Below are 13,963 nucleotides of genomic sequence, written 5' to 3'. Positions count from 1 at the left end.
AAAGCCCTTCTGGCTTTAAGAAATCGCCGCAGCTCGATCCAGCTTCAACCCTAATGCTGCGGAAACAGCGACCGCATCCCGCTGAAACTCCTCTAATCCTTTAGCACGCAAATGACATGCTGCGCATTCGCCACAACCATCGCCAATGATGCCGTTATAACAGGTCAGCGTATGATGACGCACCAGATCCAATTTTTGGTAGCGGTCGGCCAGCGCCCAGGTTTCGGCTTTATTGAGCCACATCAATGGCGTTTCAAAACGGATGTCGCGGGCAATACCTAGTGATACCGCGTGGTTTAACGCTTTGACGAATTCATCGCGGCAATCCGGATAGCCGGAGAAGTCGGTTTCACAAACGCCGGTAATTACGGCTTCGGCCTGTAATTGATAGGCAAAAATTGCTGCCAGTGTCAGGAACAAAATATTGCGACCTGGAACAAATGTGCTCGGCAAGCCGTTAGCTTCGGTCTCGCCATATTGCGGTACCGGGATATTATCGCGGGTCAGGCTGCTGACAGCCAGCTCATTGAGCATAGTAACGTCCAGCACCTTGTGCGATTTGGCACCGAGCTGCTTAGAGAGGGTTTCGGCGACCTCGATTTCTGCAACATGACGCTGCCCATAGTCGAAAGTAATGCAATGCACTTCGTCATACTGCGTCAATGCTTGAATAAGACAGGTAGTGGAATCTTGTCCGCCGCTGAATACAACAACCGCTCTTTTCATGTCAATTTATCCTGAAGGTTCAATATGGGCTGCCCTTCGGCTTAAACAGAGCCGCGACAGCCAGGGATAGCGCAATGGTACTGAGGTTTATAGCCAGTGGATAGTAAAACTGGTCATCGTAAAATCCGTCACGTTAAAACTAGCCGTTGTACAAGTTGTTCAGGCTATTTCTGGCGGGATCCATGCCTGGCAAAAATCAAACCATCCCCAGGCGGTGAGTTGCACGCCATTTACGCGGGGTGGGGCGCTGACTTGATAGCGATAGTTAAATAGCGGCGTGATCGTAGCATTCACCATGAGCTGATAAAAATGGTCACGCAGCGATTGCGCCCGCTGTGCATTGTCTGCGAGTTGCGCAATGCTAGTAAGTCTTTGCGCTTGCTGAGTTAACGCTGTATCGCTCAATATTGCGGGCCAGAGAGGATCTTGCCGTAACCAGTTTTCTAACGTGGCTTGCGGCGCTTCGCCAACCAATCGATCGCCGAGCATAAGATCGACATTGCCGAGCTGCTCATCGTTATCCCATAGGCGTCCAGTGTGATAGGTGAGAGTTAAGGTGCAGCCTTCGGCGGCCAACAATGTTTTTAACGCCTCAGCCACTAAACCAAGTTCGACCGGTGGGTGATAGATCAAATTTAATGTGGCTGGCAGCGTCACATTTTCCACCTGATGCATCGGTATTGGCCAACCTGGCAACATCTCTTTGCTCGGACTGACCAAGTCATTATCTATCGGCAAATGTTCTAGCATGGCTGAGCGTTGTATCAACATCACTATTTTTTGTGCCTGCTCTTGGCTTAAATTCTGTTGGCGCATATTTACGGCTAAATAACAGAAGCCAAGGCTGGTGGTGCGTCTGACCGGCCTGACTTGCGCCAACTCATCTTGTTCTCCAAGAATAATGCGTACCGGGTGCTGACAACTGATATGGCTTCTTTGTGCGAAAAGGTGCGGGGAGATCCAATATTCAATGGCGTATAAGAAAGGGCGCTGCAAATGATAGTAAGTATGCTGCTCAAGACGTACTAATTCTGGTGCGAAGTGCACTAAACGGAAAGGGCCTGCGCCAATGGTAGCGTCATTGGGATGTGCGAGCAGGCAGCTAAGATCGGCCAATCGGTGCGCTAGCCAATAATCTGCGTGGTGAAGATCAAATTGCAGGCAGAGTGCATGCGGTTGCGAAAGGCTGCGGATATTATCCAAACTGTGCCTGCTTTTCGGTGAGTAACGCAAATGCTCAAAAATTTCACCTAATTGGCTGGCCGTAATAAGTTCTCCATTATGCCAATACAAGCGGCTATGGAGGAAGAATTGCCAGGTCTTGCCCTGATTAGTGATATGCCAGTGATGTGCTAAATCGGGCTGTGGTAGGGATTGCCCGGTAATAAAACGCGTTAACCCTGCATGTATCGTGTGGGCTAAATGCTGTTCCGCGCGGCCGGTCAGGGTCTGTGGGTCAAGGCGTTGCATTGGTCGATAATAGGGGATACGTAATGTTGGCGCATCGGCTAGCCATTGTCCGCCCATATGTGGCGTTAGCAGCGTATTAAGGTGTTGAGGATCCAGGGCGCTTAATTGCAGAGCAGCTGAGTGGTCGCCATTTTCCAATAGCTCCTGCACATAAGATTCGCGCAGGCTTGTTGGCGTTTTTAAACATTGCAGCTTGCCGCGTTTACTACGCCCGGCTTGAGAATGCCAGCTAATCCATCCGAGGTGTTGAAACTGCGATAATAAGGTTCGAGTATGGCGCTCGCTACAGCAAAAGATCTCAGCCAGCTCGGCAACGGTAAGTTCATTGAGGCTATCCCCTAGCCGCAGATATAAACGTTGATATTGGTTAAGACGATTTTGCAGACGCATAATAAACCCGGAACAGTTATTCACTACCTATATTATATGTTCAGCATATATCAGTGGTGTTTTCTTGGCTGGTTTTATGCCAGCAAATGAGAGCTGGCGCAGAGTGATGCTGGGCAACGAGGTGTGATCCGAATAAATGAGGAAGTCTAATTTTCAATTGTTCACTATTAGTTCCGTAAATGCTCACTCATACTCAACGTCGTACATTAATACTGTTTTCTTTCTTATTTTGACGAGGTTCTATGGTTCGCCTGGCTGCATTTGATATGGATGGTACGCTTTTAACGCCTGAGCATCGGCTGGGTGACAAAACGTTGGCAACCCTACGTCAACTCGAGGAAAGAGGCATTATTCTGGCGTTTGCAACCGGCCGTCACCATGTAGAAATGAAGACCATTTTGGCGAATATTGGCTTACGCAGCTACTTGCTGACCGGTAATGGCACGGAGATCCACGACCTCGACGGCCAGTTATTCCATGAAAGTACCCTGCCGGAAGATTGCTTTACTCAGCTAGTCAATACGACATGGCGAACGTCAGCACGCATGGATGTGTTCCGCCGTGAAGGCTGGTTTACCTTTAATGATGTGCCGCAGATATTAGTGGCGCACCAGTTTAGTGGTTTCAAATATCAGTATCAGGATCTGCGTTTGTTGCCTGCACAAGGCAATCACAAAGTCTTTTTCAGCGCCCCACATGATGAACTGCTACAACTGATGCCGCAGCTCGAAGCCGCATTCGGTGAGCGAGTTGATCTGTGTTTCTCTGCCAGCGATTGCCTGGATGTTATGCCAAAAGGCACTAATAAAGGCAGCGCTCTGGAGAAACTCACCGCCAGTCTTGGTATTGAGATGGGACAATGCATGGCTTTTGGCGATGCGATGAATGATAAAGAGATGCTTAATAGCGTGGGATTAGGGCTGGTAATGGGTAATGCTTTGCCCATCCTCAAACAACAGTTGCCGCACCTACAAGTTATTGGACATTGCCAGAATCAAGCGGTGTCTCACTTTTTACAACATTGGCTGAACTCACCACACCTCACCTATTCCCCCGAATGATAAGGTTTTTCAGCTAGCCGGGACATTATCTGTTCCGGCTTTTTTTCCGCTTTTATCTTACGTAGTAAAGATTATTTCAAGCCCAACAGCTTTTCACTAAATGGAGCTAAGACCCTGATATTATTGGCTACCCATTCTGAGTTGTAATAGGTATTAAGATAACGCTCCCCGCTGTCGCAAAGTAAGGTCACAATAGAACCACTTTCGCCTCGTTCACGCATTTTCTCAGCCAATTGCAGTGCGCCCCAAACGTTGGTACCGGTTGAGCCGCCGACCTTTCTGCCAAGCAGTTTCTCCAGCCAATATAAGGTGGCGATACTAGCCGCGTCAGGCACTTGTATCATGCTGTCTATGACGCTGGGAATAAACGAAGGCTCAGCACGCGGACGACCGATACCTTCTATCCGGCTGCTACAGCTCGCGCTAACAGTGGCATCTCGATGCTGGAAGTAGTCATAAAATACGGAATTCTCAGGGTCGACCACAATCAGTTCGGTTTTATGTCCTTGATAGCGAATATAACGGCCCAGCGTTGCGGAGGTGCCGCCAGTGCCTGCGCTCATCACTAAATAGCGCGGGATAGGATGCGTTTCATGCGACATCTGACGAAAAATACTGTCAGCTATATTGTTATTACCGCGCCAATCCGTTGCCCGCTCGGCGTAAGTGAACTGATCCATATAATGGCCGTTCATTTCTCTGGCCAATTGCTCTGAAACGTCATAAATCTGGCTAGAGTGTTCGACAAAATGGCAGCGACCACCGTAAAACTCGATTTGCTCAATTTTACGCGGCGCAGTACACGCAGGCATCACCGCAATAAATGGCAGTCCGAGCAGTCGGGCAAAATAAGCTTCGGATATAGCCGTACTTCCTGACGATGCTTCAATAATCGGCGTATTTTCATTGATCCAGCCGTTGCACAGGCCGTACAAAAATAGCGAGCGTGCTAAGCGGTGCTTCAAACTACCGGAAGGGTGAGTGCTTTCATCTTTTAGATAAAGTGAAATACCAGGAAAATCGGAAAGATTCAGGCGAATCAAATGTGTGTCGGCCGAGCGTTGAAAATCAGCGTCGATCTCTTTTATCGCGTGGTTTACCCAAGTGTTAATCATAATGCTATCCGAAAATCTCAGTAAATTTAGCGCTAGAATAACCATTTATTTGGGGAAAAACGTTGCTATTTATCCCTATGGGAGGCAATTTAAGAGAAAATTTTTCTACTAAATAATCCAATGCTAGATAAAATTGACCGAAAATTGTTAGCGATGCTGCAACAAGACTGCACGCTGTCTCTGCAAGTGCTTGCCGATGCTGTTAATCTCACCTCCACGCCATGTTGGAAAAGACTAAAACGCTTGGAAGAAGAAGGGATCATTCGGGCGAAAGTTGCGTTGCTCGATAGTGAGAAACTAGGCTTAACGTTGACGGCGTTTGTGCTGATCAAAACCCAACATCATAATAGCGAATGGTACGAAACCTTTGTCGAACGAGTAGAGGCGCTACCAGAAGTGCTCTCTTTCTATCGTATGGCGGGGGAGTACGATTATTTGCTGCAAGTACAAGTCGCTGATATGAAAAGTTATGATAACTTTTATAAAAAGCTAGTGAATGCCGTGCCGGGGTTGCTGGATGTGACATCGAGTTTTGCTATGGAACGCATCAAATCTACCACGGTTTTACCGCTGTAAAGATTCATCCGAAAGATATCTTATCAATGTTATCCTATATGGATACTGTCCGGACGTAGGTCGTTGCTTGCCTGTCCGTTGATGCTTATTGCGTGTAAAATCACTGAATTCTAATAAGACTAAGATCATGGAAACTTCTGCGTGAGATTATTTGCTCAACTAGCTTGGTATTTCCGTCGAGAATGGCGGCGTTATCTTGGGGCTGTCGCCTTATTAATCATTATTGCGATTCTGCAATTACTCCCGCCTAAATTGGTTGGTGTAATCATTGATGGCGTCACCAGCAAAAAAATGTCCGCGGCGGTTATCTGGGGCTGGCTGGGAGTGATGCTCGCTACGGCTATTTTGGTCTATTTGCTGCGTTATGTCTGGCGGGTGCTGTTATTTGGTGCATCCTATCAGTTAGCCGTTGAACTGCGGCAGAATTTCTTTGCCCAGCTTAGCCGTCAACATCCTGCTTTTTATCTGCGCCACCGTACCGGTGATTTGATTGCTCGTGCTACTAATGATGTCGACCGGGTGGTATTTGCCGCTGGGGAAGGCGTGCTCACGTTGGTTGATTCTATGGTGATGGGGCTGGTGGTGCTGGTCGTGATGGCAACACAAATCAGCTGGGAGTTGACGCTGCTTTCTTTGGTGCCAATGCCTATTATGGCGTTGTTAATCAACCGCTATGGCGAGCAATTGCACGAACGTTTTAAAGTGGCGCAGGCGGCGTTTTCCTCGCTAAACGACCGCGCACAGGAAAGCCTTAGCAGTATCCGTATGATCAAAGCATTCGGACTGGAAAACCATCAATCATCACAGTTTGCTGATGTTGCCCGTGATACTGGCGTCAAAAATATGCGTGTCGCACGCGTTGATGCCCGTTTTGACCCAACGATCTATGTTTCTATCGGTATGGCGAATCTGTTAGCTATCGGCGGCGGCAGTTGGATGGTGGTTGAACAGCATTTGACGCTAGGCCAGCTCACGAGCTTTGTGATGTATTTGGGCCTGATGATTTGGCCAATGCTGGCATTAGCGTGGATGTTTAATATTGTTGAACGCGGTAGCGCAGCTTATAGCCGAATTCGTAGCTTGCTAGAAGAAGCGCCCTCGGTTGTCGATGGGACAAAACCTTTGCCCGCCGGGCGCGATATTTTGCAAGTGGGCATTAAACAATTTACCTATCCGCAGGCCAGTCGTTCGTCATTAAACGATGTTGGCTTTACGCTGGCTCCCGGGAAAATGCTGGGGTTATGTGGCCCGACCGGTTCGGGAAAAAGCACGCTGCTCGCGTTAATTCAACGCCAGTTTGATGTTTCCGTAGGTAAAATAGCCTACCACGATATCCCTCTTTCAGAGATGCGATTAGATGACTGGCGCGCGCGTTTGGCCGTGGTCAGCCAAACGCCGTTCTTGTTCTCCGATACCATTGGTCAGAATATTGCGCTGGGCAGGCCAGATGCCAGCCAACAACAAATTGAAGACGCGGCAAAACTGGCGAGCATTCATGAGGATATTCTGCGTTTGCCGCAAGGTTACGATACCGAAGTCGGTGAGCGCGGCGTGATGCTTTCTGGTGGACAAAAACAGCGTATTTCTATTGCGCGTGCGCTGTTGATGGAGTCCGAAATTCTGATTCTTGACGATGCATTATCTGCGGTCGACGGCCGTACCGAACACCAAATTTTGCATAACCTGCGCCAGTGGGGCAGCGATCGCACGGTGATTATCAGTGCGCACCGACTGTCGGCCTTAGTGGAAGCGAGCGAGATTTTAGTCTTTAACCAAGGTTCTGTGGCCCAGCGCGGTAGTCACGATAGCTTGGTGGCTGAGGCTGGTTGGTATCGTGACATGTATCGTTATCAGCAGTTGGAAGCCGCACTTGATGAAGCACCGGTGCAACAGGAGTATTTACCTCATGAATAAAGGGCAAAAAACCTGGCCGACGCTAAAGCGCCTACTGATGTATGGCAAACCTTATCGCCGCCCGCTGTCTATTGCGGTTGTTATGTTATGGGTAGCGGCCGGGGCGGAAGTCTGTGGTCCACTGTTAATCAGTTATTTTATCGATCAATACGTGTCGAAAGGATTATTACCTTTGGGCATGGTGAGCCTGTTGGCGATCGCCTTTATTCTGCTGCAATTGCTGGCCGCTGGGTTGCACTATTCTCAGGCTTTACTGTTTAACCGCGCTGCCGTCGGCGTGGTACAGCAGTTGCGCACTGAAGTTATGGACGCCGCATTGCGTCAGCCGTTAAGTGCTTTTGATACTCAACCCGTCGGGCAGCTTATCTCGCGTGTGACTAATGATACAGAAGTCGTGCGTGATTTATATGTCACGGTTGTCTCCACCGTATTGCGCAGTTTAGCGTTGATCAGTGCCATGCTGGTGGCGATGTTCAGCCTGGATTTGCGAATGGCATTGATCGCCAGCGCTATCTTCCCGGCGGTGATGGTGGTGATGGCGCTGTATCAGGTTTACAGCACGCCGGTTGTGCGTCGAGTCCGCAGCTATCTTGCTGATATAAACGATGGCTTCAATGAAGCGATCAACGGCATGAGCGTTATTCAACAATTCCGTCAGCAAAAGCGCTTTGCTGAGCGTTTAACGAATGCTAGCCAATCCCACTATTTGGCCCGTATGCGTACTCTTAAGCTTGAAGGTTTCTTGCTGCGTCCTTTGCTTAGTCTATTTGCCGCCTTAATTCTTTGTGGTCTGTTGGTGTTGTTCGGGTTTAGTGCTGAAGGCAGTATTGGCGTCGGCGTGCTCTATGCTTTTATTAACTATTTATCACGGTTAAACGAACCGCTGATTGAGCTGACATCGCAGCAGTCTATTTTGCAACAGGCGGTGGTCGCTGGTGAGCGTATTTTTGAGCTGATGGACAGGTCACAGCAGCAATATGGCAAGGACATCAAACCGCTCACTAGCGGTGAAGTGGTGATGCGTGATCTGAGCTTTGCTTATCGTGCTGATAAATGGGTGTTGGAAAATATCAATCTGCACATTCCTTCGCGTAATTTTGTTGCGCTAGTTGGGCATACCGGTAGCGGGAAAAGTACCTTAGCGAATTTACTGATGGGATATTACCCGCTTAATAAAGGCAAAATCCTCGTTGATGGTCGTCCGCTGACTGACCTTTCTCACGCTGTTTTACGTAAAGGGATCGCGATGGTGCAACAGGATCCTGTGGTACTAGCCGATTCAGTGTATGCCAATATTACGCTGGGACGTAATATCGATGAGCAGAAAGTGTGGCAAGCATTGGAAACCGTGCAGCTTGCACCGCTGATTAAACAGATGCCAGAAGGTATTGCCACACGCTTGGGTGAGCAGGGTAATAATCTATCAGTGGGGCAGAAGCAATTATTAGCCATGGCACGTGTTCTGGTGCAAGCACCAGAGATTTTGATCCTTGACGAGGCAACGGCCAATATTGACTCTGGCACTGAACAGGCTATTTCTCGTGCACTGCGCGCCATTCGACAACAAACGACATTAGTGGTGATTGCTCACCGTTTGTCGACCATTGTCGAGGCCGATAACATTTTAGTTCTCCATCGTGGTCATGCGGTTGAGCAAGGTAGCCATTTACAACTGCTCGCAGAAAAAGGCCGTTATTATCAGATGTATCAGTTGCAGCAAGCGGGCGAAACGCTCAGCGCTGGTCAACTGGAAACGGAAACTATTTAGCCATTACCATCCCGCGGCAAAGTAGATTTGATCTGGCTTTGCCGCTACATAAATCTTCTGTTAGTCCCACAAGCTTTTCTTCCTCGCACCAAAAACTGACAATTTATTTTCCTTTTCTTATTTTGACGCACCAAAAAAAGGCGTAACGCTCACTGTTGGTGCGTCTATTTTTAATGCCGACAGTAATGCGCACATAATTTCAGCTAAAAAGCCCTGATTTGGGGCGCACAATTTGCCAATTCAGGGAAATCGGGGCGATGTGCATTTTTGGCACAGCCTTTGCTTTAAACCATTCAGTATCGGATGTGACTTATCTCACACTGGCTCTTAATTCGAGGAGTGGCAAAATGAAACTGGTTACTGTGGTGATCAAACCTTTCAAGCTGGAAGATGTGCGTGAAGCGTTGTCTGCTGTTGGAATTCAAGGGCTGACCGTAACTGAAGTCAAAGGTTTTGGTCGCCAAAAAGGCCATGCCGAGTTGTACCGTGGTGCAGAATATAGCGTTAACTTTCTGCCAAAAGTAAAAATTGATATTGCGATTGCTGACGATCAGATCGATGAAGTGATCGATGTGATCAGTAAAGCCGCCTACACCGGAAAAATTGGTGATGGCAAAATTTTCGTTGCTGAATTGCAACGTGTTATTCGTATCCGTACCGGTGAAACCGACGAAGCCGCGCTGTAATTACAGGCTCTGGGTATTAGAGAAACAGGGGTAGATTAAGCATGAAAAAACTTTTATCCATGATCGGACTGGCTGCGGTAGCGATGCTACCTACGCTGGCGATGGCTGCAGATCCGGTCGCAGCGAATGAGGCTGATAACGCCTTCATGATGATTTGTACCGCACTGGTATTGTTTATGACCGTACCTGGCGTGGCGTTGTTCTACGGCGGCTTGCTGCGTTCTAAGAACGTATTGTCGATGATGACTCAGGTTATCGTCACCTTTGCTCTAGTTTGTGTGCTGTGGATGTTGTACGGCTACAGCGTGGCTTTCAGCGAAGGTAACGCCTTCTTCGGTGGTTTTAGCAACGCACTGATGAAAGGTATTACGCTGACTTCACTGAGCGGCACCTTCTCACAGCTGATTCAGGTCGCATTCCAGTGTTCATTCGCTTGTATCACTATCGCACTGATTGTGGGTGGTATTGCTGAACGTGTGCGTTTCTCTGCGGTACTGATTTTCACCGTTATCTGGTTCTCCTTCTCCTACCTGCCAATGGCGCACATGGTATGGGCGGGTGGCTTGCTGGCAACTGACGGCGCGCTGGACTTTGCTGGTGGTACTGTGGTGCACATCAACGCCGCGAGCGCAGGTTTAGTTGGTGCTTATATGCTGGGTAAACGCGTTGGTTTTGGTAAAGAAGCTTTCAAACCACACAATCTGCCGATGGTATTTACCGGCGCAGCAATTCTGTATGTTGGTTGGTTCGGTTTCAACGCCGGTTCTGCAAGCGCGGCGAACTCCATTGCAGCATTAGCTTTCCTTAACACTGTAATGGCAACCGCTGGCGCAATCCTGTCATGGGTTCTGGTCGAGTGGATGGTTCGTGGTAAACCTTCACTGTTGGGTGCTTCTTCAGGTGCGATTGCTGGCCTGGTTGCGATCACTCCAGCTTGTGGTAGCGTCGGTGTAGGCGGTGCGCTGATTATCGGTCTGATTGGCGGTGTTACTGGCCTGTGGGGCGTAGTAACCCTGAAAAAATGGCTGCGTGTTGATGATACCTGTGACGTATTCGGTGTGCATGGCGTATGCGGCATCGTAGGTTGTATCCTGACTGGTGTGTTCACCTCTAGTTCACTGGGCGGTGTGGGTTATGCGACCGGCGTAACCATGGGCCATCAAGTTTGGGTGCAGATTTTCAGCATTATCGTGTGCTTAGTTTGGTCTAGCGTTGTCGCTTTCATTGCCTTCAAAATTGCCGACTTGGTTGTTGGACTGCGTGTGCCAGAAGATCAAGAACGCGAAGGTCTGGATGTTAACAGCCACGGCGAGAATGCTTACAACCAATAATTAATAATAGTCAGGTCTGTCTTGGCAGATAATGACTGATAGCAAAATGAAAGGGTGGGCGATAATGTTATCGCCCACCCTTTTTTTGATTTAGAAAGAGCTATTGGCTGTTTATTTAGCGTTGGCGTAAGTTCGCTCGTTCAGCGTTGCCTAACGTGCCCGGCACGGGTTTTAAGGCGAAAATCTTTGCATCCCGCGCCTTGTGTTTAGCTTATCGGGTCGTGTTGCCACTTCCCGTGCTCTGCCGCATTACGCCTTCTTGTACTGTCGAGGCAACTAATACCCCGTCGCGGGTATAGAACTGTCCGCGTACAAAACCTCTCGCACCGGAGGCGGAGGTGCTTTCAACGCTATATAACAACCAATCATCTAAGCGGAATGGGCGGTGGAACCACATTGAATGGTCGATGGTGGCAACCTGCATGCCATGATTCAATACGCCAACGCCGTGTGGCTGCAGTGCAGTGAGCAGGAAGTTAAAATCTGAGGCGTAACCTAATAAATACTGATGAACGCGTAAATCATCCGGGACGCTGCCATTGGCTTTGAACCAGACTGCGCGAGTTGGTTCGTCTTTTTCTGGTGCCAGTGGATTATGGAATTTCACCGGCCGCATCTCGATAGCTCTTGGGTTTAAGAATTTATCGCGTAATTTTTCTGGCAGCATATGGGCCAGGCTTTGGGCAATTTCCGTTTCTGATTTCAAGCTCTCCGGTGCAGGGACCTGTGGCATAGCATTTTGATGCTCAAAGCCTTCTTCCGGACTTTGGAATGATGCGGTCATATAGAAAATCGGCTTACCATGCTGCACTGCTTTGACACGTCTGGCACTAAAGCTGTTGCCATCGCGCAGATTTTCAACATCATAAATAATCGGTTTATTGGTATCGCCTGGACGTAAGAAATAGCTGTGGAAGGAGTGAATGCTGCGATCTTCCGCTACGGTTTGTTTAGCCGCATACAGCGCCTGCCCAACGACTTGTCCACCGAAGACGCGGGTAAACCCAATGTCTTCGCTTTGCCCGCGAAACAACCCTTCCTCAAGTTGCTCCATATTGAGGAGTTCGAGTAAATTTTTTAATGCCTGACTCATAAGTAATCTCATCTAATTTGTTGGTTCTAACCCTAAGCATCGCAGATCTTATGGTTAGGATTTTTCTCATAATTATCCTTGGTTAACGGGTGCCCTGATGGATAGGGATACGATTGCGCGATGCCGTTACCGGGGATTTGTTTGGTTTTATCATAACCAATTGGCGAGTTGCTAAAATCCTATTTTATCTCACTAACCGGAAATAATCGGTTTCATGTGCCATAGTTACAAGTGTTGGTGGTTAAAGACGCTTTATTAGAGTTAGCCGAACGGCAACGATCCCTTCGGTTTATGGTTGATACAAAAGGAGAACTATCAATGAAACTTTGGCAAATTTTTGGCGGGGCTGCGCTGTCTATCACTTTAGCTGGTTGTGCGAGTAATCATCAGGCTGCGCCTCCAGTGCCGCCAAATTCTTCAGCAAATCTGACGGATTCACCGGCAATTACCGGCCCGAACGTATCGGGTCAAGTAAATATTGCGCAACGCGTGGCGTTGCCTGCTGATGCAGTACTGACTGTTACGCTTTCAGATGCTTCTGTCCCTAACGCTCCGTCTCGGGTTATTGCGCAGAGAGTGGCGCGTACTCAAGGTAAGCAGGCACCGTTTAGCTTTATCCTGCCTTACAACCCTCAGGATATTAAGCCCGATGCAAACGTGATTCTGAGCGCAGTAATTAGCATTAATGGTAAAGTTACGTTCATCACGGATAACATCAAACAAGTGATCAACGGTGGCCAGGGCACGCGTGCCGATCTGCAATTAGTCCCGGTTCCTTCTGTTGCAGTACCTGCTGCAAACTCAGCAAGTATTGAGTCAACGGCTGCACCAATAAATAACATTACGCCTAATTAACAAGCGCGATAGTGGACTGGCCGCAAGGCTAAGTTAAACAATAAGAGCAACCTCCGGGTTGCTCTTATTGTTTAATGGTAAAGTTGTTTGGAGTACCGAGATACCCGGGCTTAGTAATGCTAGGGGCGCTCCGGCGAGCAAGCTCGCTACGACCCCAATGCCTTACTTTCCCTAATAACCGACTTTGTCAGCAATCTGAGAGCAACCTTCGGGTTGCTCTTATTGTTTGGGAGATGGGAATGCCCATGGCCGACATCACCATTTCCAGCCAAATTGTTCGAGGTCTATTTTCCCGCCGGAAAAGATAATACCGTCTGCTAACAACGCCTGACGCTGACGCAAAAAATCCTCGCCTTGTAATGAAATATCACCGTGGCGATTAACCACGCGAAACCAAGGCAATGTGCTTCCCTCAGGTAGTTTTTTTAGTACGCCACCAACCTGGCGTGCTGCTCGGGGAGAACCCGCCAAGCGTGCAACTTGCCCGTAAGTAGTCACTTGTCCGGGAGGAATAGCGGCGACGATTTGAAATACGCGCTGGCGAAAATTGTCTTCTTCAGACATCAATAGCTCCTGCTGGTCAGTAATAAGCACGCTATTGTATAAGAAAACAACGGTCGTCGGCAGTTAACTTGCTTTTGGCGGATGCATCCCTGATAATGCCCGTCGCTTCATAGCAACGAAGCCGTCAACGACAATGGAGGCCCTGTTGGTTCTCCCGCAACACTAACTTGTTAACCAGGTCAGGTCCGGAAGGAAGCAGCCATGGCAGGTGTCGTGTGTGCCGGGATGTAGCTGGCAGGGCCTCCACCATTTCTAACGCTATCTCAGCGTAAACCTTATCTGATTTCTCCCCATTCTCTGTCCGTCTTCTACTCAATGTTCTAATAGCATAGTGCTGGCATTTTGGTTATGTGCGGGTAGGTATCGCTTAGAAAACATTTCTATGACGAAAGAAAACGACAGCGCAGGATTGGG

At 48.6% G+C, this 13,963-nt stretch carries 12 protein-coding genes and 1 other RNA gene; 8 read left to right on the top strand and 5 right to left on the bottom strand.

Annotation, left to right across the window (positions count from 1 at the left end):
* Positions 1-15: 15 nt before the first annotated feature.
* Together queC and ACL9RG_RS13155 are read right to left on the bottom strand one after the other, a co-directional pair.
* Positions 16-726, bottom strand: coding sequence for a 7-cyano-7-deazaguanine synthase QueC (gene queC / locus ACL9RG_RS13160; protein ID WP_422793073.1), 711 nt, complete (start codon positions 724-726; stop codon positions 16-18).
* Between the two features lie 159 nt (positions 727-885).
* Complete coding sequence (locus tag ACL9RG_RS13155; RefSeq protein WP_422793072.1) at positions 886-2,586, bottom strand: SgrR family transcriptional regulator; 1,701 nt, start codon at positions 2,584-2,586, stop codon at positions 886-888.
* A 242-nt stretch (positions 2,587-2,828) separates the two neighbouring features.
* On the opposite strand from ACL9RG_RS13155, the gene cof reads away from it, so the two are divergent.
* Complete coding sequence (gene cof, locus ACL9RG_RS13150; protein ID WP_422793071.1) at positions 2,829-3,647, top strand: HMP-PP phosphatase; 819 nt, start codon at positions 2,829-2,831, stop codon at positions 3,645-3,647.
* A gap of 71 nt (positions 3,648-3,718) precedes the next feature.
* Here the strand turns inward: cof and ACL9RG_RS13145 are convergent, their stop codons facing one another.
* Entirely contained in the window at positions 3,719-4,762 is a 1,044-nt protein-coding gene (locus ACL9RG_RS13145) for a PLP-dependent cysteine synthase family protein (protein ID WP_422793070.1), read from the bottom strand.
* A 120-nt stretch (positions 4,763-4,882) separates the two neighbouring features.
* Here ACL9RG_RS13145 and ACL9RG_RS13140 point away from each other — a divergent pair, with 120 nt between their 5' ends.
* The 5 genes from ACL9RG_RS13140 to amtB all read left to right on the top strand — a co-directional run bounded on the left by ACL9RG_RS13140 (position 4,883) and on the right by amtB (position 11,037).
* Positions 4,883-5,338, top strand: coding sequence for an Lrp/AsnC family transcriptional regulator (locus ACL9RG_RS13140; RefSeq protein WP_422793069.1), 456 nt, complete (start codon positions 4,883-4,885; stop codon positions 5,336-5,338).
* A gap of 141 nt (positions 5,339-5,479) precedes the next feature.
* Complete coding sequence (locus ACL9RG_RS13135; protein WP_422793068.1) at positions 5,480-7,252, top strand: SmdA family multidrug ABC transporter permease/ATP-binding protein; 1,773 nt, start codon at positions 5,480-5,482, stop codon at positions 7,250-7,252.
* Positions 7,245-9,020 carry a SmdB family multidrug efflux ABC transporter permease/ATP-binding protein gene (locus ACL9RG_RS13130; protein ID WP_422793067.1) on the top strand — a complete coding sequence of 592 codons (1,776 nt, stop codon included), beginning with the start codon at positions 7,245-7,247 and terminating at the stop codon, positions 9,018-9,020. Before ACL9RG_RS13135 ends, ACL9RG_RS13130 begins: the two co-directional genes overlap by 8 nt.
* Positions 9,021-9,367: 347 nt before the next feature.
* Complete coding sequence (gene glnK / locus ACL9RG_RS13125; RefSeq protein WP_422793066.1) at positions 9,368-9,706, top strand: P-II family nitrogen regulator; 339 nt, start codon at positions 9,368-9,370, stop codon at positions 9,704-9,706.
* Between the two features lie 41 nt (positions 9,707-9,747).
* Positions 9,748-11,037, top strand: coding sequence for an ammonium transporter AmtB (gene amtB / locus ACL9RG_RS13120; RefSeq protein WP_422793065.1), 1,290 nt, complete (start codon positions 9,748-9,750; stop codon positions 11,035-11,037).
* Between the two features lie 211 nt (positions 11,038-11,248).
* Here amtB and tesB read toward each other — a convergent pair whose 3' ends face one another.
* Positions 11,249-12,130 (bottom strand): acyl-CoA thioesterase II, encoded by an 882-nt coding sequence (tesB, locus tag ACL9RG_RS13115; RefSeq protein WP_422793064.1) that lies wholly within the window; start codon positions 12,128-12,130, stop codon positions 11,249-11,251.
* Between the two features lie 318 nt (positions 12,131-12,448).
* On the opposite strand from tesB, the gene ACL9RG_RS13110 reads away from it, so the two are divergent.
* The gene (locus ACL9RG_RS13110) at positions 12,449-12,985 is read left to right on the top strand and encodes a YbaY family lipoprotein (RefSeq protein ID WP_422793063.1); all 537 of its coding nucleotides are present in this window, start codon (positions 12,449-12,451) and stop codon (positions 12,983-12,985) included.
* A gap of 255 nt (positions 12,986-13,240) precedes the next feature.
* Here the strand turns inward: ACL9RG_RS13110 and ACL9RG_RS13105 are convergent, their stop codons facing one another.
* Positions 13,241-13,549 carry an MGMT family protein gene (locus tag ACL9RG_RS13105; RefSeq protein ID WP_422793062.1) on the bottom strand — a complete coding sequence of 103 codons (309 nt, stop codon included), beginning with the start codon at positions 13,547-13,549 and terminating at the stop codon, positions 13,241-13,243.
* Between the two features lie 143 nt (positions 13,550-13,692).
* Between ACL9RG_RS13105 and ffs the strand changes: the two genes are divergently transcribed.
* Positions 13,693-13,789: signal recognition particle sRNA small type (ffs, locus tag ACL9RG_RS13100), an RNA gene on the top strand.
* Positions 13,790-13,963: the final 174 nt, after the last annotated feature.

This window comes from Rouxiella sp. Mn2063 (assembly GCF_049319665.1).
Taxonomy (GTDB): Bacteria; Pseudomonadota; Gammaproteobacteria; order Enterobacterales; family Enterobacteriaceae; genus JBMOUD01.
The sequence above is the reverse complement of the archived record's forward strand: the minus strand, read 5'-3'. Positions and strand labels throughout refer to the sequence as shown.

Excerpts from the sequence above, each read along its gene's own strand:
- queC (WP_422793073.1), bottom strand. The coding sequence starts at position 726 with ATGAAAAGAGCGGTTGTTGTATTCAGCGGCGGACAAGATTCCACTACC.
- ACL9RG_RS13155 (WP_422793072.1), bottom strand. The coding sequence starts at position 2,586 with ATGCGTCTGCAAAATCGTCTTAACCAATATCAACGTTTATATCTGCGG.
- cof (WP_422793071.1), top strand. The coding sequence starts at position 2,829 with ATGGTTCGCCTGGCTGCATTTGATATGGATGGTACGCTTTTAACGCCT.
- ACL9RG_RS13145 (WP_422793070.1), bottom strand. The coding sequence starts at position 4,762 with ATGATTAACACTTGGGTAAACCACGCGATAAAAGAGATCGACGCTGAT.
- ACL9RG_RS13140 (WP_422793069.1), top strand. The coding sequence starts at position 4,883 with ATGCTAGATAAAATTGACCGAAAATTGTTAGCGATGCTGCAACAAGAC.
- ACL9RG_RS13130 (WP_422793067.1), top strand. The coding sequence starts at position 7,245 with ATGAATAAAGGGCAAAAAACCTGGCCGACGCTAAAGCGCCTACTGATG.
- glnK (WP_422793066.1), top strand. The coding sequence starts at position 9,368 with ATGAAACTGGTTACTGTGGTGATCAAACCTTTCAAGCTGGAAGATGTG.
- amtB (WP_422793065.1), top strand. The coding sequence starts at position 9,748 with ATGAAAAAACTTTTATCCATGATCGGACTGGCTGCGGTAGCGATGCTA.
- tesB (WP_422793064.1), bottom strand. The coding sequence starts at position 12,130 with ATGAGTCAGGCATTAAAAAATTTACTCGAACTCCTCAATATGGAGCAA.
- ACL9RG_RS13110 (WP_422793063.1), top strand. The coding sequence starts at position 12,449 with ATGAAACTTTGGCAAATTTTTGGCGGGGCTGCGCTGTCTATCACTTTA.
- ACL9RG_RS13105 (WP_422793062.1), bottom strand. The coding sequence starts at position 13,549 with ATGTCTGAAGAAGACAATTTTCGCCAGCGCGTATTTCAAATCGTCGCC.